We start from the raw sequence: 22,506 nt of genomic DNA on the forward strand, positions 1-22,506 counted from the left end.
GCACCGGTGCGCCGGCGGCCGCTGCAGCGGCGAGGAGACGTCCAGGAGACTCGGACGTTGCGGGCGTACCGTGACGGCAGGTTCGAGCGCGACGGCAACTCCGCCGGCGCGTGACGACCGGTATCGCCGATCGGGATCGCAGACGGGAGGTGCGTGATGACGTCCGACGCGGACCGCTTCCGACCTCGCGACCAGGGCCAGCCCGCCTCGCCGCAGCCCGACCCGTCCTACGGCTCGATCTCGGAGCAGACGCCGCCGACCCCGCCGGCTCCCGACCCCGCTCCGCCGGGCCCCCGTGTGCGCAACCTCGCCCCCATGCCGATGCAGCAGGGGCCGAGCATCCGTCCGACCTCGCCGCCCGACGCCCCGCAGCCGACGGCGACGCCGCCCGGGCCCTGGCAGCGGTCGATGCCGCAGCAGCCGCTGCCGCAGCAGCCGGCGCCGCCGCAGCAGCCGCCACCTCCCCAGCACCACGCCGCGCCCGGCTCCGCGCCGCGCCCGTCCGCGCCGGCCGGGTACGTGCATCCGCACCATGCCGGCCGCGACGCGCAGCTGATCCACCCGGCAGCCGCCCAGGCCTCGAGCGTGACGCCATACGGGGTGCCCGTCTACCACGCACCCGTCTCCGCGCTCGCGCCCCCGCCGTCGCGCGGCCTCTCGATCACCGCGATGGTGCTCGGCCTCATCTCGGTGACCTTCGGCTGGACGCTCGTCGTGCTGCCGATCATCGGGCTCGTCTTCGGCATCCTCGCGCTCCGGCGCGAGCCTGCCGGGCGGCCCCTCGCGATCACCGGCATCATCACCTCGATCGGCGGCATGCTCTGGGTGCTGCTCTTCTACCTGCTGCCCCTCGCCGGGGTGGTCGCGGCGATGCTCTTCGCCATCAGCACGAGCTGAGCATCGGCCGCCGCTGGCGATCCGTTGGGCGCGCGTTCACCGTCCGGCCCTAGGCTGTGCGCGACGCAGCGCGTCCTTGCACCGACCCGAGGAACAACGCCATGACCTACACGCCCCCCGAGCAGCCCCAGCAGGGCGGCTACCAGCCCTACCAGCCTGCCACCGGCAACCAGTACGGCGGCTACGCCGCAGCGCCGGCCTCGACGTCGAAGAAGCTCTCCATGTGGGGCCTCATCCTCGGCATCTCCAGCATCATCATCCCGATCTTCCTCAACGCCATCGCCGGCGGCGTGCTCTCCGGCATCGGCCTGGCGAAGGAGCCGCAGGGCAGGATGATGGCCATCTGGGGCATCGTGACCTCGGTGCTCGGCTTCATCTGGGGCTTCATCTTCTGGCCGATCGTCGTGTTCGGCCTGCTGTTCGCCGCGATCGCGGAGTCCGGCGCCTACTGAGCCGCAGACGCAGCCGGACGCTCGAGGGGGCTCGCCGGTCGGCGGGCCCCCTCGAGCGTCCGCGGCGTGCGGGCGGCGCGGCTCAGGTCTCCTGCGAGTGCCCGAGCTGCGGCGGCTCGCCGGTCCGGGCGAGGATCTCGGCCTCCTGCCGCGCCCGTCGGGCGCGGTCGCGGCTCACGACGAAGATGTAGGCGGCGTCGAGCACGCCGAGCGTGTTCGAGACGAGCAGCGTCGCGAACCACGCCTTGTCGTGCTGCTTCGCCGCGCGCCACAGCGAGGCGCCCTTCCATGCGAGGCTCCAGGCCACTGCGGCGCCAAGGGCCGCGCGCACCGCCGGCCGGTCGAGCTGCTCTGCCTTCATGGCCCGACTGTCCCACGGAAGCGGCCGCGCCGCCAGAGAGCAGTCCGGCGGCGGTCAGCACTCGATGAACGCCACCGCGAGGCCGCCGAGCGCGGTCTCCTTGTACTTGTCGCTCATGTCGGCGCCTGTGCGGCGCATCGTCTCGACGGCGGTGTCGAGGCTCACGTAGTGCGTGCCGTCCCCCTGCTTCGCCATCCGCGCGGCGTTGATCGCCTTCACCGACGCCATCGCGTTGCGCTCGATGCAGGGGATCTGCACGAGGCCCTTGATGGGGTCGCACGTGAGGCCGAGGTTGTGCTCGATGCCGATCTCGGCGGCGTTCTCGATCTGCTCGGGCGTCGCGCCGAGCACCGCGGCGAAGCCGGCGGCGGCCATCGCGCACGCCGAGCCCACCTCGCCCTGGCAGCCCACCTCGGCGCCCGAGATCGAGGCGTTCGACTTGATGATGATGCCGATCGCGCCGGCGACCAGCAGGAAGCGCACCTCCCACGGCACCTCGTCGTCGACGCAGTTGGCGAAGCGGTCGGCGTAGTGCATGACGGCGGGGATGATGCCCGCGGCGCCGTTCGTCGGCGCGGTCACGACCCGGGCGCCCGCGGCGTTCTCCTCGTTGACGGCGAGCGCGTAGAGGTTCACCCACTCCATGCCCTCGAGCAGGTCGGGGCGGCCCGCCTTCGGGGCCGCGTCGCGCTCGATGAGCTTCGCGTGCCAGTCCTTCGCCCGGCGCTTCACGTCGAGCCCGCCCGGCAGCATGCCGTCGGTCGCGATGCCGTGCGCGACGCACTCCTGCATGACCTGCCAGATGCGCTCGAGCTGCGCGATCGTCTGCTCGCGCGAGCGCCAGGCGCCCTCGTTCTCGAGCATGAGCTCGGCCACCGACAGGCCCGTGCGGCGGCAGAGCGCGACGAGCTCGTCGCCGTGCGTGAACGGGTAGGGCACCGGGTGCAGCTGGTGCGCCGGCGCCGGCACGGGCGAGAGCACGTCGCCCTCGTCGTGGCGCATGACGAAGCCCCCGCCGATCGAGTAGTAGCCAGCGGTCACGATCTCGGCGTCGGATGCGTCGTAGGCGGTGATGCGCAGGGCGTTCGGGTGCTCGCGGCGCACGGTGAGCGGCCGGAAGACGAACACCTTCGCCTCGTCGAACGCGACGGGCAGCCTGCCGCCGAGGCGCAGCTCGCCGGTGGCGCGGATGCGCTCGAGCGTCTCGGCGATCTGCGGCGTCTCGACGGTGTCGGGCGCGAGTCCGGAGAGGCCGAGCATCACGGCGGTGTCGGTGCCGTGCCCCGAGCCGGTGGCGCCGAGCGATCCGAGCAGGTCGACGCGGAGCCGCACGACCTCGTCGAAGCGACCCGACGCATCCGCCTGCGCGACGAAGTCGAGCGCGGCGCGCATCGGGCCGACGGTGTGCGACGACGACGGGCCGATGCCGATCTTGAACAGGTCGAGCACCGACAGCGACTCGAACACCGGCGCGGTCGCGGTGGCATGGCTGCCGATCGCGGTCGGCTCCTGCACCTGTCCGTTGGTGATGGCGTGCGACGTCACGATCGGCTCCTTCGCCTCAGGCAGCGGAGCCAGGGGTGGCGGCTCAGTGCTGCGTCGTCAGGCGCTGCGCCCCTGCTGACGCTCGTCAGCGTACTCGTCGTCCTCGGTGGAGTACTCGGCGTAGTCGGCCCACTTGTCGACGAGCTCGTCGTTCGAGGGGCCACCGCCGAGCTCCTGCTGGAGCACGGAGTAGTTGATGTTCGGGCTGAATGACTTCAGCTCACGTGCCAGCTTCGTGTGCTTGGCCTTCTGGCGACCACGACCCATGCTGGACCCCCCTTGCGGACGGCGCCGACGATGAGCCGGCGAACGATGTGAGAACTGCGATGCTACGTCCAACCTCGATCGTAGCATCGAGGGGGCCTGGCGACTGTGCGCGGGCCATGCCTGGGGAGTGCGCGCGGCAGGGATCAGGCCGGGAGCGCGGGCACGAGCGCGGCGCCCAGGAGGAGTCCGGCGGATGCGGCGATCGCGCCGCCGACGACGGTGGCCGTGAGCGTCGCGAGGGCGGGGCCGCTGCGGCGCCCGTCGAGCTGCTCGACCGCCTGCACCGCGAACGCCGAGTAGGTCGAGAGGCCGCCGCAGAAGCCGGTCACGAGGATCGCGCGCATGGCGTCGTCGGCGACCAGGCCGCCCGCGAGCGCGCCCGCGAGCAGGCTCGCGGCGAGGTTGACGAGCAGCGTCGCCCGCACGGGCCGCCGGTGGGGGAGCGCGCCCGCGAGGAAGCGCACCACGGCGCCCGCACCGCCGGCCGCGGCGACGGCGAGCAGCTCGAGCGCGCTCACGCGGCCCGCCGCCTCGCGACGCGGCGGCCGAGCAGCAGCCCGGCCCACGCGGCGAGCAGGCACACCACGAGCGTGCCGAGCGCGAGCGCGATGCCGGGCAGGGCCGGCACGAACGCGCTCCAGCCTCCCGCCGCCGGGGCCGCGGCGCTCGCGACCGCGACCGCGCTGAAGGTCGTGAAGCCGCCGAGCACGCCCGCGCCGATGCCGTGCCGCAGCCAGTCGGGCGCCGCGGCGAGCGCCGCCGTCGAGACGCCGAGCAGCAGGCTGCCGATCGCGTTCACGCCGAGCAGCGCCCAGCCGTCGCCGAGCGACGACTCGATCGCGGCGCGCGCCGCCGTGCCCAGCGCGCCGCCGAGGGCGACGGCGAGCACGGAGCGCAGCAGCTGCATGCGACCAGCGTAGGCACCGGCGCGGCGCGGGCACCGCCCGCCCGGCCGTCGACCAGCTCCAGCTCGACCCGTTCCACCCTGCGCGACCCGGTGCACCGGGTCTGGCCGGGTCGACGGGGTCGTGGGAGCGGACGCGGGCCGCGCCCAGCCTCGACGTCGACGCGGCGGGCCGAAGCCGAGCGGATGCGGGGGCTGGCCCCATAGGGAGCCCACACCGGGCGATGGGAGGATCGGCGGGTGCATCTGCTCTCGCTCGCCAGCCTCAAGAACCGCGCCCTGGTCGCACTCGCGACCATCTGCATCGCCATCTTCGGCGGCGTCGCCCTCTCGAGCCTGAAGACCGAGCTCACACCCGAGCTCGAGCTGCCCGCCGTGGTCGTCACGACCACGCTGCCGGGAGCGAGCCCCGAGATCATGAGCGAGGACGTCACGGGGCCCATCGAGCGGGCGATCCAGTCGGTGCCCGGGCTCGAGGGCACGAGCGGCACGTCGTCGACGAGCTCGAGCGTCGTCTTCGCCGAGTTCACGTACGGCATCAACATCCCCACGACCGAGCAGCGCGTGCAGCAGGCCGTCAACCGCATCGTGAGCCAGCTGCCCGAGGGCGCCGAGCCCACGGTGCTCACCGGCTCGATCGCCGACTTCCCGGTGCTGCGCATCGCCATCTCGGGGCCCGGCGAGCAGGCCGCGCTCGTCGACCGGATCGAGACGATCGCGGTGCCGCAGCTCGAGCGCGTCGACGGCGTGCGCGCCGTGCAGCTGCAGGGCGCGCCGGGCCAGCGCATCACCATCGCGCCCGACGACGCCGCGCTCGCGGCCGCGGGCCTCACGCGGCTCGACATCAGCGAGGCCATCGACGAGCACGGGCAGCTGCTGCCCGGCGGCACCGTCGACGACGGCGACCAGACGCTGAGCGTGCAGATCGGCGAGCGCCTCGGCTCGGTCGACGACGTCGCGAGCCTGCCGCTCAGCGCCGAGCAGACGACCGAGCCCGACCCGGCCAACCCGCCGAACGCCCCACCGGCCGCCGAGACCGTGGCGATCGGCGACGTCGCCGAGGTCGTGCTCGAGCAGGACCCCGTCACGTCGATCGCGCTCGTCGACGGCGAGCCGGCGATCATCCTCTCGATCACGAAGACGCAGGCGTCGAACACCGTCGACGTCTCGCGCGCGGTGCAGGAGATCCTGCCGGGCCTGCGCGACGAGCTCGGTGACGGCGTCACCTTCACGACGGTGCTCGACCAGGCGCCATACATCGAGCACTCGATCGAGGCGCTCGCGGTCGAGGGGGCGCTCGGCCTCGCCTTCGCGATCCTCGTCATCCTGATCTTCCTCTGGTCGCTGCGCTCGACGATCGTCACCGCGGTCTCCATCCCCATCTCGGTGCTCATGACCTTCATCGGCATGTGGGGCGCCGGCTACTCCCTCAACGTGCTCACCCTGGGCGCCCTCACCATCTCGATCGGTCGCGTCGTCGACGACTCGATCGTCGTCATCGAGAACATCAAACGGCACCTCGCCTTCCAGGCGTCGCGGTCGAAGGCGATCCTGGATGCGGTGCGCGAGGTCGCGGGCGCCATCACGGCGTCGACGGTCACCACGGTCATCGTCTTCCTCCCGCTCGCGTTCGTCAGCGACATCACCGGCGAGCTGTTCCGGCCGTTCGCGCTGACGGTGTCGATCGCGCTGCTCGCGTCGCTCGTCGTCTCGCTCACGATCGTGCCGGTGCTGGCGTCCTGGCTGCTCCGGCGGCCGCAGCACGCGGTCGCGGCGGAGGAGGCGGCCGCGGCGCAGGCCGCCGCTGCGGCGGATGCCCCGGCGCGGCCGACGCGACGCGCGCCCTTCTGGCGACGCCGCGCATCCGCCCCCGAGCGCAGCGCGCCAGTCGCGCGGCCCGCCCCGCCCGCGCCGAGCGAGGAGGAGCGGCCCGACCGCCTGCGCCGCGGCTACCGGCCGATCCTGCTCGCGACGCTGCGGCGGCCCTGGCTCGTGCTCGTCGGCGCCGTGCTCGTGCTGGCCGCGAGCGGCGCGGCGCTGCCGTTCATGGCCACCAACTTCCTCGGCGACGACGGCCAGACGACCGTGCAGGTCTCGCAGGAGCTGGAGCCCGGCGCCTCGCTCGACGCGCAGCTCGCCGCCGCCGAGGCGCTCACCGCCGACCTCGAGGCCATCGACGGCGTCGAGACGGTCTCGGCGACCGTCTCGAGCGGCGCATCCTCGTTCGCGGCCTTCACGGGCGGCGGGGGCGGCGGCGCGATCTCCTACGGCGTGATCGCCGCGGAGGGCACCGACATGCCCGCGCTCCGCGAGCGCATCCGCGAGGCCGCCGACGCGGCCGACGGCGAGGTGACCGTGGGGCAGTCGGCGGGCCTCGGCGGCAGCGACATCGAGATCGAGGTGCAGGCGCCCACGCCCGACGCGCTCGAGGCGGCCACCGCATCCGTCGTCGACGCGGTGGGCGACGTCGACGGCGTCGCCCAGGTCACCGACTCGCTCGAGGGCGCGCAGCCGCTCGTGCAGGTCGCGGTCGACCGCGAGCTCGCCGCGAGCCTCGGGCTCAGCGAGGCCGCCGTCTCGGGCCTCGTCGCCCAGGCGATGCAGCCGACGCCGGCGGGCGAGATCCAGCTCGACGGCTCGCTCGTGCGCATCTGGCTCGACGCGATCGCGCCGGCCGCGACGCTCGAGGAGCTGCGCGAGCTCGAGCTGCCGACGCCGAACGGCCCGCTGCCGCTCGCCGACGTGGCCGAGGTCACGCAGATCGAGGGGCCGGTGTCGATCTCGACGAGCGACGGCAGCCGCACGGCGACCGTCACCGTCAGCCCCGACGCGGCCGACGTCGGCGGCGTCTCGGCCGGCGTGGGCGAGGCGCTCGCGGGGCTCGAGCTCGCCGACGGGGCCGAGGCCTCGGTGGGCGGCGTCGCCACCCAGATCACGGATGCGTTCACCCAGCTGGGCATCGCGGCGCTCATCGCGATCCTGCTCGTCTACGTCGTGATGGTCGCCACCTTCAAGAGCCTCCTGCAGCCGTTCCTGCTGCTCGTGTCGGTGCCGTTCGCCGCGACCGGCGCGATCGCGATGCAGCTCATCACCGGGGTGCCGCTCGGCGTCGCCTCGATGGTGGGCGTGCTCATGCTCGTGGGCATCGTGGTGACGAACGCGATCGTGCTCATCGACCTCGTCAACCAGTACCGCGACCGCGGGCTCGGCGTGCGCGAGGCGCTCGTCGAGGGCGCCGAGCGGCGGCTCCGGCCCATCCTCATGACCGCGGCGGCGACGATCTTCGCGCTCGTGCCGATGGCGGCGGGCCTCACCGGGCAGGGCGGCTTCATCTCGCAGCCGCTCGCGATCGTCGTGATCGGCGGACTCATCTCGTCGACGCTGCTGACGCTCATCGTGCTGCCGGTGCTCTACCTGGTCGTCGAGGGCGCCATCGAGCGGCGGCGGGTGCGCCAGGGCACCGGCACGCGCGCCGAGCGCCGCGGCGAGCTCGAGGCGGCCAGCGTGCGCTGACCGGGTTCACAGCGGATGCGCGGTCGCGCGTTGGTTGAATGGGCGCGCCCGAGGAACCCGTGATCCCGAGGAGGACGCATGCCCAGCTTCCTCATCGTGCACTCCGTCATCCAGGACGGCAGGTTCGACGCCTACCGGCAGCCCCCGACCCTCGACATCGGCGGACTGCGCGCCCCGCTCGACTGGGGCGACATCACGCTGCACGTGCCGGCCGGCGACCTGCCGGTCACCGTCTACGTCGTCCGCACCGACGGGCAGATCGAGGGCGCCAAGATCACGGTGCGCGCGCCCGCGGGGACGGGCACCAGGCTCACCTTCATCCCGCCGCTGCAGCCCGGCGGCACCTCCCAGCTGCGCATCGACGGGCAGTGGGCGGCCGACTCGTCGATGCACTACTACGCGGCGCGCGACGCCCGCGTGCTCGCCGCGCCGACGCATCCGCTCCCGCCCGTCGGCGAGGGGCGCTCGCGCGCGGCCTCCGGCGTGCGGATCGTCGCGCCCGCTGCGGCGCCGCTCGCGCCGCCCGCGCAGGCCGTGGGCCCGACGCCCGGCTCCACGGCCTCGGTGCCGCCGTCGCCGTCGAGCTTCGGGCACGAGCAGGGCGCCCGCGTCGATCCCGTGCAGGCGAGCCCGGCGCACCCGGCGCCCGGGGCCGCCGGACCCGCGCAGCCCCAGCCGTCGTTCGGGCAGCGGCAGCCGCCCGCGATCCCGACGCCCGAGGAGTTCGACCGGCTCGAGCGCGAGGCGGGCGCCGCGCAGGCGCGCGCCTACGAGGCGTGGGCGGCGCAGCAGCGCGCGACGTCGCACGAGCAGCCCGCCCAGCACGACGGCGCGCCGCGGCCCATCGGGCTCGTTGCTGCGAACGCGGGGCAGGCGCAGCCGGCCTGGTACCCCGACCCCTTCCGGCGCGCGGAGCTGCGCTGGTTCGACGGCCAGCAGTGGACGTCGTCGGTCATGCGCGGCGGGGCCCGGGCGCACGACCTGCCCGGCTGAGCCCCCCGTGCCGATTGCCCCTGTCGCCCCGGCAGGGGATGCCGTAGTGTGGACAGGTCGGCTCGGGACAGGCGCGGTTGTGCGCGCCACATGGAGTGTCGCCGCGGCCGGAGTTCCCGCGAGCACCCTCGCGGACGAACCAGATGATCCCGCGATGAACTGCGGCTCTACCAGCGCAAGCCTTCGTCTTGCGCGCGATCACGAGACGAGCGATGGCACGTAACGACCAGCGTCCCCAGGGCGCCCACCGACCGAACGACCGCAGCGGCAGCCGCCCCGGCTCCCGCAGCCCCGGCCACCGCGGCCACCGCGAGGAGCAGCCCGGCAAGAACCGCTGGAGCCGCGACGACCGCGACCGCCGCGACCAGGGCGGCCAGCAGGGCGGCTCGCGCCGGCCCAACTGGACCCCGCCGGAGGAGCGCAAGCACGACGACCGTCGCGCCCCCGCGTTCCGCACCCGCGGCGGCCACCAGGGCGGCCGCGACCAGCAGCGCGACGACCGCCTCCACCGCGGCGAGCGCCCGCGCGGCTTCGACCGCGCCCGCGACGACCACCGCGGCCGCGGCACCGACGACCGCCGTGGCGGCGAGCGCCGCTTCGACCGGGACGACCGCCCGCAGCGGTCGTTCGGCGATCGGGATGCGCGTGGTGGTGACCGTCGCTTCGATCGGGATGACCGTCCGCAGCGGTCGTTCGGCGACCGGGATGCGCGCGGTGGTGACCGTCGCTTCGATCGGGATGACCGTCCGCAGCGGTCGTTCGGCGACCGGGATGCGCGCGGTGGTGACCGTCGCTTCGATCGGGATGACCGTCCGCAGCGGTCGTTCGGCGACCGGGATGCGCGCGGTGGTGACCGTCGCTTCGATCGGGACGACCGCCCGCAGCGGTCGTTCGGCGACCGGGATGCGCGTGGCGGCGACCGTCGTCCGCAGGGCGACCGCCGCGACGACCGCTTCGGCGACCGCCGCCGCGACGACCGTCCGCAGCGCTCGTTCGACGACCGCGGCAACCGGGGCGGCGGCGAGCGTCGCTTCGACCGCGATGAGCGCCCGCAGCGCCGCTTCGACCGCGACGAGCGCCCGCAGCGCCGCTCCGACGACCGCACCGAGCGCCCGCAGCGCCGCTTCGACCGCGACGAGCGCCCGCAGCGCTCGTCCGGCGGCCGCGACAGCCGGGGCGGCGAGCGCCGCTTCGACGACCGCCCCCGCCGCGACAGCACCTACTACCCGGCCAAGGACGCGAACCCGTTCACGCCCAAGGAGGATGTCGTCCTCGAGCGGCTCGAGGCGCAGTCCACGAGCGCCGCGGACGTCGAGGGCATCAGCTTCGGCGACCTGGGCCTCGGCGACAGCATCTCGGCGGCGCTGGCCGCGATGGGCGCCGAGTCGCCCTTCCCGATCCAGGCCGCGACCATCCCCGACGTCATCGCCGGCCGCGACGTGCTCGGCCGCGGCCGCACCGGCTCGGGCAAGACGATCGCGTTCGGCGCGCCGATCGTCGAGCTGCTCACGCGCAACCGCCCCGACCGCCGCGAGATCGGCCGCGCCCCGCGCGCGCTGATCCTGGCGCCGACCCGCGAGCTCGCGCAGCAGATCAACCACGTGATCATGACGCTCGGCCGGTCGGTCGGCGTCTTCACGACCGTGATCGTCGGCGGCGTCAAGCAGGACCGCCAGGTCGAGGGGCTGCGTCGCGGCGTCGACATCGTCATCGGCACCCCCGGCCGCATCGAGGACCTCGTCGAGCAGCGCAAGCTGAACCTCGGCAGCGTCGAGATCGCGGTGGTCGACGAGGCCGACCACATGACCGAGCTCGGGTTCCTCGAGCCCGTGCAGCGCATCCTGCGGCAGACCCGCCCGGGCAGCCAGAAGCTGCTCTTCTCGGCGACGCTCGACGCTGAGGTGCAGACGATCGTCAAGGAGTTCCTGCCCGAGCCCTCCGTGCACGAGGTCGCGGGCGAGGAGCAGTCGACGTCGACGATCGACCACCAGGTGCTCGTCGTCGACCGCTACGACAAGGACGCGGTGCTCGAGCAGATCGTGCGCAACCCCGGCCGCATCGTGGTCTTCACGCGCACCCGCGCCTACGCCGAGCGGCTCGCCGAGCAGTTCGACGACGCGGGCATCGCGGCGGTGAGCCTCCACGGCGACCTGACGCAGGCGAAGCGCAACCGCTCGCTCGACAAGGTCAAGCGCGGCAAGGTCGACGTGCTCGTCGCGACCGACGTCGCCGCGCGCGGCATCCACATCGACGACATCGCGCTCGTCGTGCAGGCCGACCCGCCGGACGAGTACAAGACCTACATGCACCGCTCGGGCCGCACGGGCCGCGCGGGCAACGACGGCCGCGTCGTCACCGTAATCGCCCCCGCGCGCCGCAAGCGCACCCAGCAGCTGCTGGACCGGGCCGAGATCGAGGCGCCGATGATCCCGGTCGTCCCGGGCGACGACCTGCTCGACACCCTGACGATGCCGCCGTCGGGTCGCGCGGCAGCCGCCGAGGCGGTCCCCGCCTCCTAGCGGCTCGCGCACGACGCACGCCCGCAGCGCCCGCAGACGGCCCGGATCCCCGCGATCCGGGCCGTCTGCCGCATCCGCGCCCCGTCGGGCTTGCGCTGTGCGGCCGCTGGCGTAGCGTGAGGGCATGCGCGTCGTGGTCGTCGGTGGTTCGGGGAATGCGGGCTCGGCGATCGTGCGGGCGCTCGGCAGGCGCGGTGCCCAGGCGGTGCCGATGTCGCGCTCGGGCAAGGCGATCGCGGGAGCGCCCGGCGTCAAGGCCGACATCGTCACGGGCGAGGGGCTCGACGAGGCGCTCGCGGGCGCCGACGTGCTCGTCGACGCCGCGAACTCGCGCAACCCGCTCGACCTCAAGCCCTTCACGATCGGCGCGCGCAACCTCGTCGCGGCGGCCGAGCGCGCCGGCGTGCGGCGCGCGGTGGTGCTGTCGATCATCGGCGTCGACCGCTCGAAGCTGTCGTACCACCGCCGCAAGCGCGAGCAGGAGCTCACCTACCTCGGCTCGTCGCTCGACGTCACCATCGTGCGCGCCGCGCAGTTCCACGAGTGGTCGGTCGACTTCTTCGAGGCGGGCTCGGCGCTCGGCGCGATCCCGGTGGTGCTCGGCGGCCGCCTGCAGCCGGTGGCGGTGAGCGAGGTCGCCGACCTCGTCGCCGACGAGGCGCTCGAGCCCTCGGGCGAGCGGATGCTCGAGATCGCGGGCCCGCAGGTGCGGGTGTCGCGCGACCTGGCGAGGGCGTGGCAGGCGGCGACGGGCGCGCGAGGCCTCATCGTCAACGGCCCGTTCCCGCCGTCGATGGTCGACTACCTGCGCTCGGGCGCCAACCTCTCGGAGCGGCGCAAGGGCACCGTCACCTTCGAGGAGTGGCTCGCGCGCCGCCGCTGATCCCCAGCAGCCCGGCCGCGTCCGGCGCGCGTGGGCGGTCGCACCTAGGGTGGATGCGTGACGGCCGCGAAGGGGGACGCGTGACGGACGCGACGCACGACGGCTGGGCCCCGCCCAGCGACGACGACGCACCCGAGCCCTGGGACTCGTGGGGCGAGCCCGACGACGGCTGGGTGCCGCCGTCGGACGACGACGCGCGCTCGACCGGGCACGGCGGCACGCGGACCGCGGTGCGCCGCGCTCCCGCGCCGGCGCGCGCGCCCGGCGTCGCCGCCACCGCCAAGGCCGCCACCCCGCTCGAGGCGCTCACGCGCGTGTGGGGCTACGACGCGTTCCGCGGGCAGCAGGCCGAGGTCATCGACGAGGTCGTCGCCGGCCGAGACGTGGTCGTGCTCATGCCCACGGGCGGCGGCAAGAGCCTCTGCTACCAGATCCCCTCGCTCGTGCGCGAGGGCACGGGCGTCGTCATCAGCCCGCTCATCGCCCTCATGCACGACCAGGTCGACGCCCTCGAGCAGCTGGGCGTGCGGGCGGCGTTCCTCAACTCCACGCAGTCGATCGACGAGCGGCGCGACGTCGAGCGGCGGCTGCTCGCGGGCGAGCTCGACATGCTCTACCTCGCGCCCGAGCGGCTGCCGGTGGCGCAGAGCCTGCTCGACGCGGCGCCCATCGCGCTCTTCGCGATCGACGAGGCCCACTGCGTCAGCCAGTGGGGGCACGACTTCCGGCCCGACTACCTGCAGCTGTCGGTGCTCGGCGAGCGCTGGCCCGACGTGCCGCGCGTCGCGCTCACCGCGACCGCCACCGCCGAGACGCGCGCCGAGATCGTCGAGCGGCTCGGGCTGCGCGACGCGCGCGTGTTCGTCGCGAGCTTCGACCGGCCCAACATCCAGTACCGCATCGCCCCCAAGCAGGACGCCAAGGCGCAGCTGCTGCGCATCATCCGCGACGAGCACCCGGGCGCCGCCGGCATCGTCTACTGCCTCTCCCGCAAGTCGGTCGAGGGCACGGCCGAGTGGCTGCGCGCGCAGGGCGTCGACGCGCTGCCGTACCACGCGGGCCTCGACGGCGCCGTGCGCGCCCGCAACCAGCAGCGCTTCCTGCGCGACGACGGCGTGGTGATGGTCGCGACGATCGCCTTCGGCATGGGCATCGACAAGCCCGACGTGCGCTTCGTCGCCCACCTCGACCTGCCCAAGTCGGTCGAGGGCTACTACCAGGAGACCGGCCGTGCCGGCCGCGACGGGGAGCCGTCGACCGCGTGGCTCGCCTACGGGCTCCAGGACGTCGTGCAGCAGCGCCGCATGATCGCCGACGGCGACGGCGATGCCCAGCGCAAGCGCAACCAGACGCTGCACCTCGACGCGATGCTCGCGCTCTGCGAGACGGTCGAGTGCCGCCGCCAGCAGCTGCTCGGCTACTTCGGCGAGCCGAGCGAGCCGTGCGGCAACTGCGACACGTGCCTCACCCCGCCCGACTCCTACGACGGCACCGTGCCGGCCCAGAAGCTGCTCTCGACCGTCGTGCGGCTGCAGCGCGAGCGCCGGCAGTCGTTCGGCGCCGGCCACCTGGTCGACATCCTCGTCGGGGCCGAGACCGAGCGCATCCGCCGCCTCGGGCACGACCAGCTCGCCACCTACGGCATCGGCGGCGACCTGCCGGCGACGCAGTGGCGCGGCATCGTGCGGCAGCTGCTCGCGCAGGGCCTGCTGCAGGTGCAGGGGGAGTACGGCGTGCTGGCGCTCACCGATGCGTCGGCGGCGGTGCTCGCGGGCGACCGGCAGGTGCGCCTGCGGCACGAGGCGAAGGCGCCCCCGAAGGCGGCCAGGCGCTCGGCCAGCACCGCGCAGCTCGACGACGCCGACCAGGGCCGCTTCCAAGCGCTGCGCGCCTGGCGCGCGACGACGGCGAAGGAGCAGGCGGTGCCCGCCTACGTCGTCTTCAACGACCGCACGCTCGCGGCCATCGCCGAGCGGCGCCCCACGAGCCTCGTCGAGCTGTCGACCGTCTCGGGCGTGGGCGAGTCGAAGCTCGAGCGCTACGGCGAGGCCGTGCTCGAGGTGCTGGCGGCGGCATGACCGAGCGGGTGCGGCTCGACGTCTGGATCTGGGCGGTGCGGCTCGTCAAGACGCGCGCGGCGGCGACCGCCGCCTGCCGTGGCGGGCACGTGAAGCTCAACGGCCAGGCCGCGAAGGCGGCGCAGCCCGTGCGGATCGGCGACGAGGTGCGGGTGCGCATCTCGGGCTTCGACCGCGTGGTCGGCGTGCAGCAGCTGCTGGCGAAGCGGGTGAGCGCGCCCCTCTCCGCCGCCGCGATCGACGACCGCTCCCCGGAGCGGCCCACGGCGATCGACGCGGCGCAGGTGCCGCGCCGCGCGAAGGGCGCGGGGCGGCCGTCGAGCCGCGAGCGCCGCGAGATCGATCGGCTGCGGGGCCGCGAGGGCTGAGGGCTACGTCGTGACGACGAGCCCCATGACGAGCCACAGGAGCGCCGGCACCGTGAGCGATGTGCCCAGCACGAGCGCGGTGACGCCGAAGGCGAGCAGCGGCCGCGACGAGGAGTCGTCGCGGCGCCGCGAGCCGCGCACCAGCAGGAGCGCGCCGACGACGAGCAGCAGCACGCCGGCGATGATGCTGAGCACGGCGAGCGGGGTGAAGGTCATCAGCGACATGGCGCGAGCGTAGCCCGCGGGGGCGGCGGAGCCCCCGCCTACCGCCGCGCGGCGCCCGGCCCGGCCCGCGCATCCCGCTTCGATACCCTGGAGCACGTGCCCAGAACCGACATCTCGCCCCTGATCGCCCGCTCCTGGCTGCTCGTGCCCGCCTCGAAGCCCGAGCTCTTCGAGATTGCGCAGGCGAGCGACGCCGACGCGATCATCATCGACATCGAGGACGCGGTGGCGGCCAAGGACAAGGCGCAGGCCCGCGCCGACACCGTCGAGTGGCTCTCGACCGGCCACCGCGCGTGGGTGCGCATCAACGACGCCGCGAGCGAGTTCTGGAGCACCGACTGCGCCGCGCTCAAGGACGTCGAGGGCCTCGAGGGCATCATGCTCGCGAAGACCGAGTCGGCGAGCCACGTCGACGACACGGCCGACCGCCTGCCCGAGGGCACGCGCATCCTCGCGCTCGTCGAGACCGCCCGCGGCGTGCTGCACGTCGAGCGCATCGCGAACGCGCCCGCGACCTTCCGCCTCGCGTTCGGCACCGGCGACTTCAAGCGCGACACCGCCACCGGCGACGACCCGATCGCGCTGGCCTACGCGCGCTCGCAGCTCGTGATCGCCTCGCGCGCGGCTCGCCTGCCGGCGCCCATCGACGGCCCGACGCTGTCGACGGATGCGCTGGCGGACGGCACGAGGCTCGCGAAGGAGATGGGCATGTCGGGCAAGCTCTGCCTCACGCACACGCAGGCCGCCGCGATCAACGCCGGCCTGGCCCCGAGCCCGGAGGACGTGGCGTGGGCGCACGCGTTCGTGCGCGCCTTCGAGGAGTCGGGCGGGAAGATCACCGACGGCAGCGACCTGCCGCGCCTCGCCCGCGCACAGAAGATCCAGGCGCAGGCGCGCGACTTCGGCATCGAGGCCGAGGCCACCGCACTGGAGCAGCTGAACTACTGAGCGGCGCACGCCGAGCACGGCAGAGGGCGGGGCGCCGAAGCGCCCCGCCCTCTGCGGTTCGAGCCGGTCGGCTCAGCGGAACGTGTCCTTGACGTCGTCGCCGGCGTCCTTCACGTGCTCGCCCGCCTGCTTGGCGTTCGCGACGTTCTGGTCGTGCTGACCCTGCGCCTCGAGGCGCTCGTTGTCGGTCGCGTCGCCGATGCCCTCCTTGGCGTTGCCGACTGCTTCCTTGGCTGCGTTCGAGATCTTGTCGTCGAGACCCATCTCAACCTCCTTGATCGGTGGGAGTCCGCCCGGTCTGAGCGGCTCCGGGGTACAACGTAGGCGGCGAGCCTGGGAGCCTGCTCAGGACGCGTCGGGCCGGGCCTCGCGCCCGGCGGCCGCCGGGCGCACGACGGGGATCGACGACGTCGTGACGGGCGGGGCGACCGATCCGGGGGCCGACGCATCCGCCTCGAGCTGCGCCTGGGCGGCGCGCTCGGCCATCGCCTCTTCCATCGCCGACTTCTGGCGCAGCGGCGGCGCCTTGAAGAAGAACGACAGCACGAGCGCCACCCCGACGACGGCGAGCGCCACCCAGAAGGGCCCGCTCGTGGCGTTGGAGAAGCCGTCGAGGAACGGCGCGGCCAGCCGCGGGTCGGCGGTGTTGAGGAACGAGGAGTCCTCGTTGAGCGCCCCCCCGATGCGCTCGGGGTGCTGCAGCACGTCGAGGATGCGCTCGTTGCCCGGGTCGGCGAGCACCGCGGGATCCTGCATCGCCGCGGCCAGGTCGGTGCGGAGGTCCTGGCGGCCGAACGCGGTCTGCAGCGTCTCGGGCAGGCGCGCGAACAGCATCGAGAAGACCACCGCGACGCCGGCCGTGCCGCCGAGCTGGCGGAAGAACGTGGCGGCGCTCGTCGCGACGCCCATGTCCTTCGGCTGCACGGCGTTCTGGCTCGCGATCGTGAGCGTCTGCATGAGCTGCCCGAGGCCGAGGCCCAGCAGCAGCTGGCCGAGCAGCAGCACCCACAGCGGGCTGTCGAAGCGCAGCGTGACGAGCACGCCGTAGGCGACGGCCATGACCGCGAGGCCCACGACCGGGAAGAAGCGGTAGCGGCCCGTGCGGGCGACGATCTGCCCGGAAGCGATCGACGCGATCATGAGGCCCAGGATCATCGGGAGCGTGGCGAGGCCCGCCTCGGTCGGGTTCATGCCGTGCACGATCTGCAGCACGAACGGGATCATCATCATGCCCGCGAACATGCCGAAGCCGGTGAAGACGCCGAGCACGGTCGCCATCGAGAAGGTGCTGCTGCCGAACAGGTGCAGCGGGATGAGCGCGGCATCGCCCATGCGGCGCTCGACGGCGATGAACGCCACGACGCCGAGCACGCCGACGACGTAGCAGGCGAGGGCGGCGGGCGACGCCCATCCCCACTCCCGGCCCTGCTCGGCCACGAGCAGCAGCGGCACGACGCCGATGGCGAGCAGCGCCGCGCCCCACCAGTCGATGCGCACGCGCTCGTGGTGGGCGGGCAGGTGCAGGAACCGCCAGACCATCGTGAGCGCGGCGACGCCGATCGGCAGGTTGACGAGGAACACCCAGCGCCAGCCCTCGAGGAAGAGGATGCGGTCGGCGCCGGCGAGCACGCCGCCGATGAGCGGCCCGAGGATCGACGAGACGCCGAAGACGGCGAGGAAGTAGCCCTGGTACTTGGCGCGCTCGCGGGGGCTCAGCACGTCGGCCATGATCGTGAGCGGCAGCGACATGAGGCCGCCGGCGCCGAGGCCCTGGATCGCGCGGAACGCCGCGAGCTGGATCATGTCCTGCGCGAACGACGACAGGATCGAGCCGAGCAGGAACAGCACGATCGCGATGAGGAAGAGCGGCCTGCGGCCGAAGATGTCGCTGAGCTTGCCGTAGATGGGCGTGACGATCGTCGAGACGATGAGGAACGCGGTCACGACCCACACCTGCAGGTCGAGGCCCTGGAGGTCGTCGGCGATCGTGCGCATCGAGGTGCCGACGACGGTCTGCGAGAGCGACGACAGGAACATCGCGATCATGAGGCCGGCCAGCACGAGCATGATCTGGCGGTGGGTCATCAGGGGTGCGTCGGGCGCGTCGGCGCCCTCGACGGAGCGCGACTCGCGCTGCGACATGGGGGTCCTGCTCTCGAGGATTCACGTGTGGGGAAGATCGTTAGTCTAGCGAATGGTCTGGATGCGCGCCAGCCCGGCGCCGCGGATGGCACGATGGATGCGTGCGGCGAGCGAGCGTGGTGGCGGCGGTGACGGCGGCGCTGGTCCTGACCGGCTGCGCCGAGCCGGCCGACCCGGCACCGACGGCCTCGGCGCCCGCCTCGCCGAGCGCATCCGTCGCCGCGACGCCGACGCCGACGCCGACGCCGACGCCCTCGCCGAGCCCGAGCGTCCCGTCGACGCCGGAGCCCGCGCCGACCGTGACGCCGAGCCCCTCGGCGACGCAGGAGCCGCCGCCGCCCCAGGCCGACGCGAGCGCGTCGAGCCTGCAGGTGCTCGTCAACAAGCGCCGGCCCCTGCAGCCGCAGGACTACGTGCCGGAGGTCGTCGCGGTCTCGATCTCGCGCGACGTCGACGGCGGCGGGGAGTGGGTGCGGCCCGAGGTCGATGCGGCCCTACGCGAGCTCGACGCCGCGATGCGCGCCGAGCTGGGGGAGGGGCTGCACGTCTTCTCGTCGTACCGCAGCTTCGCGCGCCAGACCGAGCTCTACAACGGCTACGTCGCGAGCAGCGGGCAGGCCGCCGCCGACCGCACGAGCGCCCGGCCAGGCCACAGCGAGCACCAGACGGGCCTGGCCGTCGACGTCGTCGGCACGAGCGGCCAGTGCCGGCTCGACGTCTGCTTCGGCGGCACCGCCGCGGGCCGCTGGGTCGCCGCGGAGGCGTGGCGGTTCGGGTTCGTGGTGCGCTACCCCGACGGGCTGCAGGGCATCACGGGCTACCACTACGAGCCCTGGCACCTGCGCTACGTCGGCACCGACGTGTCGGTCGCGATGCACGGGCAGGGCACCCGCACGCTCGAGGAGCACTTCGGCGCCGGCAGCGCGCCGGACTACGGATGATGGGCATGCGGGCGGCTCGCAGGCTCGCGACGTAGCCTGCCGCCATGGCGAAGGCAGGACGCAGCATCGGCCGCAGCGGCGGCGGCGGAGGGTTCGGCGGTGGATCGCGCAGCTTCTTCGGGGGCGGGTCGCGCTCGGGCGGCGGCGGCTCGTTCGGCGGCGGCTCCTGGGGGCGATCGTCGAGCTCGCGCTCGCGCAGCTCCTGGAACTGGAGCCCCTCGACGGGCGGCTCCTCGCGCCCGCACCGTGGCAGCGGCGGCGAGGCGCCGAGCGCCGTCTCGTGGGTGCTGATCATCGCCATCCTCGCGATCGCGCTCTTCCTCACCTACGGCGTCGGCTGACGCGAGCCGGATGCGCCCACGCGTAGCCTGAGCGCATGACGACGGCGCGCACGCGGCTCCCGAGGCCGCTCCTCGCGGTGGCCGCTGCGACCGCGCTGCTGCTCTCCGGCTGCCAGGGGGTGTTCCAGCCCGCCACAGCCGACCCCGGCGCGACCGCGACCGACCCCGCGGCCCAGCCCGAGGCATCCGCCACCCCGACGCCCACGCCGGAGCCCGCCACCGTCTCGGTGTCGGCGATGGGCGACATGCTGCCGCACGACTCGGTGACCGCCGACGCCCTGCAGCCCGACGGCAGCTACGACTACGGGCAGTTCTTCGACGCTGCGCGGCCGATCTGGGCCGACAGCGACCTCGTCTACTGCAACCAGGAGGCGCCGTCGGCGGGGGTCGAGCTGGGGCTCACCTACTACCCGGCGTTCAACGCGCCGCGCGAGTTCGCCGAGGGCATCGCCGACGCCGGATGCAACGTGATCGGCTTCGGCAACAACCACACCTTCGACCGCGGCCAGGAGGGCGTCGACCGCACGCGCGCCGTGTGGGACGAGCTCGACCCGCTGCTCTTCTCGGGCGGCTTCCGGAGCCCCGAGGAGCAGGCGGAGGTGCCCGTGGCCGACGTCGACGGGCTCGCGGTGGCGTTCCTGAGCTTCGTCGACCTGTCGAACACGCCCACGAACGACCACGTCGTCACCTGGCTCGACGACCCGCTCGTCGAGCAGCAGCTCGCCGAGGCCGAGCAGCTCGCCGACGCGACGATGGTCGCGGTGCACTGGGGCAACGAGTACTCGGCGGTCGTCAGCGACCGCCAGCGCGAGCAGGCGCAGCGGCTCGCCGACCTCGGCGCCGACGTGATCCTCGGCACGCACCCGCACGTGCTGCAGGAGGCCGAGTGGATCGAGCGCGCCGACGGCACCCGCGCGTTCGTGTACTACTCGCTCGGCAACGCGCTCTCGACGCAGATGGCGGTGCCGCGCGTGGTGAGCGCGGTCGCGCAGTTCGACCTCGTGGGGGAGCCCGGCGGACCGGTCGAGGTGGTCGACCCGGCGGCGGTGCCGCTCTACATGCACTTCGACCTGACGCCCGCGCAGTTCCAGTCGGGCGCGTGGGTCAACCGGCGCAACCTGCAGCTGCACCCGCTCGTCGACGCGGCGGAGCCCATCACGCGCTCGGCGTGGCGCAACGAGCTGACGGTCGAGTCGGGCGTGCAGCTCGTGACGGATGTGCTCGGTCCCGACGTGCGCATCGTGACGGAGTCGTTCGCGCCCTGACCCGGCCCGGCGGGTCGCCCCCCCGCTCGTCGAGCAGGCCACGCAGGCCGCATCGAGACGACGACCGCTCGGACGGCGGTCCAGATCTCGATACGCGCTTCGCGCTACTCGATCAGCGGAGGGGTCAGCGGGAGAGGCCGCCGAGCGCCGCGTCAGCCAGCGAGGGCCGCGTCGACGATCTGCTTCGCCTCCGCCTGCACCTGCCGCAGGTGCTCCTCGCCCGCGAACGACTCGGCGTAGATCTTGTAGACGTCCTCCGTGCCCGACGGGCGGGCGGCGAACCAGGCGCGCTCGGTGACCACCTTCAGCCCGCCGATCGCGGCACCGTTGCCGGGCGCCTCCGTCAGCTTCGCGACGATCGGGTCGCCGGCGAGCTCGGTCGCCGCGACCGCATCGCCCGTCAGCTTGCCCAGCCGCGCCTTCTGCTCGCGCGACGCCGGCGCATCCACCCGCTCGTACACCGGCGCGCCGAAGCGCTCGGTCAGCTCGCCGTAGAGCTGCGACGGGCTCTTGCCCGTCACCGCGCGGATCTCGGACGCGAGCAGGCACAGCAGGATGCCGTCCTTGTCGGTCGTCCAGACGGTGCCGTCCATCTGCAGGAACGAAGCGCCCGCGCTCTCCTCGCCGCCGAAGCCCACCGAGCCATCGACGAGCCCCGGCACGAACCACTTGAACCCGACGGGCACCTCCCACAGCCGCCGCCCGAGCGACTCGGCCACCCGGTCGATCATCGACGAGGAGACGAGCGTCTTGCCGATCGCGGCGTCGGCGCGCCAGTGCGGCCGGTGCGCGTAGAGGTACTCGATCGCGACGGCGAGGAAGTGGTTGGGGTTCATGAGGCCGCCGTCGGGCGTGACGATGCCGTGCCGGTCGGCGTCGGCGTCGTTGCCGGTGAGGATGTCGAACTCCTCGCGCCGCGCGAGCACCGACGCCATGGCGCTCGGGCTCGAGCAGTCCATGCGGATCTTCTCGTCCCAGTCGAGCGTCATGAACGACCACGTCGGGTCGACGGCCGGGTTCGTCACCGTCAGGTCGATGCCGTAGCGCTCGGCGATCGCGCCGTAGTAGTCGACCGCCGCGCCGCCGAGCGGGTCGGCGCCGATGTGGAGGCCCGCGGCCGTGATCGCCTCGAAGTCGATGACCCGGCCGAGCGCCGAGACGTACTCCTCGCGGAAGTCGTACAGCTCGACGCGGTGGTCGCTGCCGCCGGTCACCTCGACGCGCTGCACGCCCTCGAGGCCGGCGGCGATGAGCTCGTTGGCGCGCTTCGCGATCCACCCGGTCGCGTCGGAGTCGGCCGGGCCGCCGTGCGGCGGGTTGTACTTGAAGCCGCCGTCGCGCGGCGGGTTGTGCGACGGGGTCACGACGATGCCGTCTGCGCGGTCGTCGTCGGATGCCTCGGCGTTGTAGGCGAGGATCGCGCGCGAGACCGCCGGGGTCGGCGTGACCGAGCCGCGCGCATCCGCCATCACCCGCACGCCGTTGGCGACGAGCACCTCGAGCGCGGAGCGCTCCGCCGGCAGCGACAGCGCGTGCGTGTCGCGGCCGATGAAGAGCGGCCCGGTGATGCCCTGGCTCGCGCGGTACTCGCAGATCGCCTGGGTGATCGCGAGGATGTGCGCCTCGTTGAAGGCGGTGTCGAGGGCGCTGCCGCGGTGGCCGCTCGTGCCGAACGCGACCGCCTGGTCGGGGTTCGTCACGTCGGGCGTCAGCTCGTAGTACGCGCGCTCGAGGGCGGCGACATCGATGAGGTCGTTGGGCTGGGCGACGGTGCCGGCTCTGCTCATGGCACCATCCAAGCACCGCGCGCCTGAGCCAGGGCGGCAGGATGTCACCCGTTGTCGCAGCCCGGTGCCGGTGCCAC

General features: G+C 73.8%; 21 protein-coding genes. 12 read left to right on the forward strand and 9 right to left on the reverse strand.

The features are described from left to right. Positions 1-156: 156 nt before the first annotated feature. Entirely contained in the window at positions 157-897 is a 741-nt protein-coding gene (locus FQ330_RS02880) for a DUF4190 domain-containing protein (protein WP_225792661.1), read from the forward strand. A 101-nt stretch (positions 898-998) separates the two neighbouring features. Continuing rightward, positions 999-1,349, forward strand: coding sequence for a hypothetical protein (locus tag FQ330_RS02885; protein WP_146355066.1), 351 nt, complete (start codon positions 999-1,001; stop codon positions 1,347-1,349). Positions 1,350-1,431: 82 nt separating this feature from the next. Here the strand turns inward: FQ330_RS02885 and FQ330_RS02890 are convergent, their stop codons facing one another. The 5 genes from FQ330_RS02890 to FQ330_RS13185 all read right to left on the reverse strand — a co-directional run bounded on the left by FQ330_RS02890 (position 1,432) and on the right by FQ330_RS13185 (position 4,429). Further along, the gene (locus FQ330_RS02890; RefSeq protein WP_146355067.1) at positions 1,432-1,710 is read right to left on the reverse strand and encodes a DUF5652 family protein; all 279 of its coding nucleotides are present in this window, start codon (positions 1,708-1,710) and stop codon (positions 1,432-1,434) included. Positions 1,711-1,764: 54 nt separating this feature from the next. Further along, on the reverse strand, positions 1,765-3,177 hold the full coding sequence (locus FQ330_RS02895; protein WP_146355356.1) for an L-serine ammonia-lyase: 1,413 nt from the start codon (positions 3,175-3,177) through the stop codon (positions 1,765-1,767). A 135-nt stretch (positions 3,178-3,312) separates the two neighbouring features. Next, positions 3,313-3,522: a DUF3073 domain-containing protein gene (locus tag FQ330_RS02900; protein WP_128190376.1), complete on the reverse strand. Its 210-nt coding sequence runs from the start codon at positions 3,520-3,522 to the stop codon at positions 3,313-3,315. Between the two features lie 143 nt (positions 3,523-3,665). Continuing rightward, positions 3,666-4,040, reverse strand: a complete 375-nt coding sequence (locus tag FQ330_RS13180) for a fluoride efflux transporter FluC (protein WP_192575821.1) — start codon at positions 4,038-4,040, stop codon at positions 3,666-3,668. Continuing rightward, entirely contained in the window at positions 4,037-4,429 is a 393-nt protein-coding gene (locus tag FQ330_RS13185) for a FluC/FEX family fluoride channel (RefSeq protein ID WP_192575822.1), read from the reverse strand. The genes FQ330_RS13180 and FQ330_RS13185 overlap by 4 nt, the downstream gene beginning before the upstream one ends. A gap of 237 nt (positions 4,430-4,666) precedes the next feature. Between FQ330_RS13185 and FQ330_RS02910 the strand changes: the two genes are divergently transcribed. From FQ330_RS02910 to FQ330_RS02935, 6 genes are all read left to right on the forward strand, one after another. Continuing rightward, positions 4,667-7,939 (forward strand): efflux RND transporter permease subunit, encoded by a 3,273-nt coding sequence (locus FQ330_RS02910; protein ID WP_146355071.1) that lies wholly within the window; start codon positions 4,667-4,669, stop codon positions 7,937-7,939. A 78-nt stretch (positions 7,940-8,017) separates the two neighbouring features. Continuing rightward, a complete protein-coding gene (locus FQ330_RS02915; protein ID WP_146355073.1) occupies positions 8,018-8,932 on the forward strand; it encodes a DUF2510 domain-containing protein in 915 nt (304 codons plus the stop codon). Between the two features lie 212 nt (positions 8,933-9,144). After that, on the forward strand, positions 9,145-11,451 hold the full coding sequence (locus FQ330_RS02920) for a DEAD/DEAH box helicase (protein ID WP_146355075.1): 2,307 nt from the start codon (positions 9,145-9,147) through the stop codon (positions 11,449-11,451). Between the two features lie 124 nt (positions 11,452-11,575). Beyond that, complete coding sequence (locus FQ330_RS02925; RefSeq protein WP_146355077.1) at positions 11,576-12,334, forward strand: SDR family oxidoreductase; 759 nt, start codon at positions 11,576-11,578, stop codon at positions 12,332-12,334. A gap of 53 nt (positions 12,335-12,387) precedes the next feature. Next, entirely contained in the window at positions 12,388-14,412 is a 2,025-nt protein-coding gene (recQ, locus tag FQ330_RS02930) for a DNA helicase RecQ (protein WP_146355079.1), read from the forward strand. Then, positions 14,409-14,780, forward strand: a complete 372-nt coding sequence (locus FQ330_RS02935) for an RNA-binding S4 domain-containing protein (protein ID WP_146355081.1) — start codon at positions 14,409-14,411, stop codon at positions 14,778-14,780. Before recQ ends, FQ330_RS02935 begins: the two co-directional genes overlap by 4 nt. Before the next feature lie 3 nt (positions 14,781-14,783). Here FQ330_RS02935 and FQ330_RS02940 read toward each other — a convergent pair whose 3' ends face one another. Continuing rightward, positions 14,784-15,005, reverse strand: a complete 222-nt coding sequence (locus tag FQ330_RS02940) for a DUF308 domain-containing protein (protein ID WP_128189821.1) — start codon at positions 15,003-15,005, stop codon at positions 14,784-14,786. Between the two features lie 96 nt (positions 15,006-15,101). On the opposite strand from FQ330_RS02940, the gene FQ330_RS02945 reads away from it, so the two are divergent. Beyond that, positions 15,102-15,953 carry an HpcH/HpaI aldolase/citrate lyase family protein gene (locus FQ330_RS02945; RefSeq protein WP_225792663.1) on the forward strand — a complete coding sequence of 284 codons (852 nt, stop codon included), beginning with the start codon at positions 15,102-15,104 and terminating at the stop codon, positions 15,951-15,953. Between the two features lie 72 nt (positions 15,954-16,025). Here FQ330_RS02945 and FQ330_RS02950 read toward each other — a convergent pair whose 3' ends face one another. Both FQ330_RS02950 and FQ330_RS02955 read right to left on the reverse strand, forming a co-directional pair. Beyond that, positions 16,026-16,217 carry a CsbD family protein gene (locus tag FQ330_RS02950; RefSeq protein ID WP_128189819.1) on the reverse strand — a complete coding sequence of 64 codons (192 nt, stop codon included), beginning with the start codon at positions 16,215-16,217 and terminating at the stop codon, positions 16,026-16,028. Positions 16,218-16,298: 81 nt separating this feature from the next. Next, complete coding sequence (locus tag FQ330_RS02955) at positions 16,299-18,095, reverse strand: MDR family MFS transporter (RefSeq protein ID WP_225792664.1); 1,797 nt, start codon at positions 18,093-18,095, stop codon at positions 16,299-16,301. Positions 18,096-18,196: 101 nt separating this feature from the next. On the opposite strand from FQ330_RS02955, the gene FQ330_RS02960 reads away from it, so the two are divergent. From FQ330_RS02960 to FQ330_RS02970, 3 genes are read left to right on the forward strand one after another with little or no spacing between them, the layout of a single operon-like run. Next, the gene (locus FQ330_RS02960) at positions 18,197-19,036 is read left to right on the forward strand and encodes a M15 family metallopeptidase (RefSeq protein ID WP_146355085.1); all 840 of its coding nucleotides are present in this window, start codon (positions 18,197-18,199) and stop codon (positions 19,034-19,036) included. A gap of 44 nt (positions 19,037-19,080) precedes the next feature. Beyond that, positions 19,081-19,377 (forward strand): hypothetical protein, encoded by a 297-nt coding sequence (locus FQ330_RS13190; RefSeq protein WP_192575823.1) that lies wholly within the window; start codon positions 19,081-19,083, stop codon positions 19,375-19,377. A 35-nt stretch (positions 19,378-19,412) separates the two neighbouring features. Continuing rightward, the gene (locus FQ330_RS02970; RefSeq protein WP_146355087.1) at positions 19,413-20,642 is read left to right on the forward strand and encodes a CapA family protein; all 1,230 of its coding nucleotides are present in this window, start codon (positions 19,413-19,415) and stop codon (positions 20,640-20,642) included. Between the two features lie 152 nt (positions 20,643-20,794). On the opposite strand, the gene pgm is transcribed toward FQ330_RS02970, so the two are convergent. After that, positions 20,795-22,429 carry a phosphoglucomutase (alpha-D-glucose-1,6-bisphosphate-dependent) gene (pgm, locus tag FQ330_RS02975; RefSeq protein ID WP_146355089.1) on the reverse strand — a complete coding sequence of 545 codons (1,635 nt, stop codon included), beginning with the start codon at positions 22,427-22,429 and terminating at the stop codon, positions 20,795-20,797. Positions 22,430-22,506: the final 77 nt, after the last annotated feature.

The sequence above is a fragment of the Agrococcus sediminis genome, from assembly GCF_007923295.1.
GTDB classification, from domain to species: domain Bacteria; phylum Actinomycetota; class Actinomycetes; order Actinomycetales; family Microbacteriaceae; genus Agrococcus; species Agrococcus sediminis.